This is a genomic window from Pseudomaricurvus sp. ABR4_320, from assembly GCF_056159445.1.
This window is the reverse complement of sequence record NZ_JBSWVF010000051.1, coordinates 1-2,327: the sequence shown is the minus strand read 5'-3', so window position 1 is coordinate 2,327 and position 2,327 is coordinate 1. Positions and strand designations below refer to the sequence as shown.

Sequence of the window (2,327 nt, the reverse complement as noted above, 5' to 3'; positions counted from 1 at the left end):
CTTTTCTACAGACCAAACACACAACAAAATCGTGCAAATCTTAATAGCCGAGCGCATTCTAGCGCACTCAAATGACGAGACAAAGCCATAAGCTACATCGACACTTAGCTCGGGAAGAAAAACACTTATCGAAGGAATAAACAACGGCAACGAAGAAATGCCTAAAAGGCATGACAAAAAACGTGACTCGATCCTGTACACGTATTAGTAAACCGCTCAATAAAGACATCGAGCAGACAGAAAAAGAATGGCCAAGGCGTTGGAGGATGAAACTACGAGGCAAAAAAAAATAACTAACGGAAAGCGTACCGGGGCCGGCTTAGCCCTTACCTAGAAATTGCTTAGCAAAATGCTGGAAATCGGCATGCTAATAAATTCGATGGAGTTAAACCACTGTCACTTGCAAGGATACCATTTTTCCAGACGATGAAGTCCACACTCATTTGCCCAAGACTCAATTAAATCCGCATGCTTTTCATTGCGCAAATAAAACACATTAGTATCGTCCCAGCTTTCAAAATATAAAGCTTCGAGTTCTGGGAGGGCGACCTTAAAAAAGAAATGACTGCTCACATAGTTAGAAGCACTTTTCATATAATCAATTTTACTTGTTTCTGAAGTGAATTTCCGAAAAACAGGATATGATTTTGAGCAACGCCCTTTAAAGGTAAAATTTATTACTTCAGTATTGTCAATTATTTTCTTCGAAAATAAATCAAACTTTTTATCTCGTTGAAGTTGTTCAGCCACAGGAACATCTGATAGCAACGCAATAGCCTCCTCTTCTTTTAACCAATGATCAAAAACAGAAATAGCCATGTATTTATATTTATCCGTGCCCTCGACCGCAACCACCTTTTCAAAATCCGGATACATTTTAAGAACTGAAGCTTGCTCTTTTTTACACATATTTTGAAATTTACGCATAATTTTTTTGGTAATTTAACGCGAGACGCCACAGCAGATTACATGGAGCTCCTTTTTTGAAAAAATGAACGCAGCGAACACAAAAGGTGCGGAGTGTAAGCAGTCCAGACCACAACGTGAACGTGACTGACTTGTCATGTTAGCTGTATTCACAACTTACGCAATGGTGGCATATACGCCACCATTGACGCATGGCAAACACGATAGTTGAAGACACCAGCGTGCTTATTAACGCCCGCTGAACTTCGAGAGCTGATAAATGCGCTCTATGGCCTTTGCCAGTGGGTGTCAATTTATTACCTATGACACCCACCCCCCCCGAGAAGGGCAATAACTTTTTGATTGAGCTGGCAATTGCTGGAAATGCTAGCTGTAGTATACCAATAACGTCGGGGACATAAAAAGCTCAGAACTTACATGTCCTAAGTTACATGTGCTGACACCGGAGGAAATTTTAAGAAGTTGAACCATGGCGAATTTGACAATGAAACTCGTTTTCGTACCCTCACTGCGCCTGGAAACACTAAACGCGGCCTCGAGCTTGTAGATTAACTAAATTCTTCCGAGCCGACGACCAGCTAATGCCCACTTAAACTGCGCGGCTAAAGCTGCGTACAGCGAGAAAATGATGCCAATTTAAAGTGTTCGTTAGCTTTTCCACAAGCTACCTGCCGCGCTATTTGCCCCGTTAAAGAAAAATGAGCTTCGATATCTGTTGACTCGATATTAGAAAGTTCATACTGCCCGCCCAATAACCAAGGCTTAGATAAACTATATATTTGCCCGCTAGCGAGTGTTTTACCGGATTGTAATAGATCGCCAACCATTTGAACCGCAAAATGCTCAACAACAAACTCTTTGCTGGAAAGTAAACGACTAAATTCTTCAGGTGACTCTGCTACTTGTGTAAATTCGCCGCCGCCGGTATCAAGCCACCAGACCCGACCATTGCTTACGTTTTGAACAAACGCATCACCCGAAGCGGAAAGTAAAATAGGCGAGTATTCTCCGCTAATTAACCGTTCCCAATCAGACAACAAAGAATCACGGTGTAGATGCGAAAAATTTACTGTTAAATCATTTAATGTCATCAAGATTTCTCAGAAACCTAGCGCTTTTTTGAACTGGCGTTTTGCGGTAAAGTGGCAAAGCCACCGCAAAGCGAAGAGTAGCAAAAAATGTCCTGTTGACAAATGCATTATGTTTACACCAATTTTAGTTTTTTGCATAGCCACAAAATACTGTTGATTACGGATGCGATAATAATTGGCCATACAAGCAAGAACCATGGCTTATTATTGAATTGGTATAACAACCACACAGGAATGAATAATATGCAGTAACCAATAACGATATAGCTCCACGGAGTTTCTTTAATAGCGACTTTCGGCCCTACCACC

The 2,327-nt window shown here is 41.3% G+C and carries 2 protein-coding genes; both read right to left on the bottom strand.

Annotated elements, in window-relative coordinates; all coding sequences use genetic code 11:
* Positions 1–396 precede the first annotated feature (396 nt).
* Complete coding sequence (locus ACXAFR_RS27200) at positions 397–927, bottom strand: hypothetical protein (protein ID WP_475183270.1); 531 nt, start codon at positions 925–927, stop codon at positions 397–399.
* A 602-nt stretch (positions 928–1,529) separates the two neighbouring features.
* Entirely contained in the window at positions 1,530–2,018 is a 489-nt protein-coding gene (locus ACXAFR_RS27195; protein WP_475183267.1) for a T6SS immunity protein Tdi1 domain-containing protein, read from the bottom strand.
* Between the last annotated feature and the right edge of the window lie 309 nt (positions 2,019–2,327).

Bases quoted from the DNA above. Each gene is read 5' to 3' on its own strand.
- ACXAFR_RS27195 (WP_475183267.1), bottom strand. From the start codon at position 2,018: ATGACATTAAATGATTTAACAGTAAATTTTTCGCATCTACACCGTGAT.
- ACXAFR_RS27200 (WP_475183270.1), bottom strand. From the start codon at position 927: ATGCGTAAATTTCAAAATATGTGTAAAAAAGAGCAAGCTTCAGTTCTT.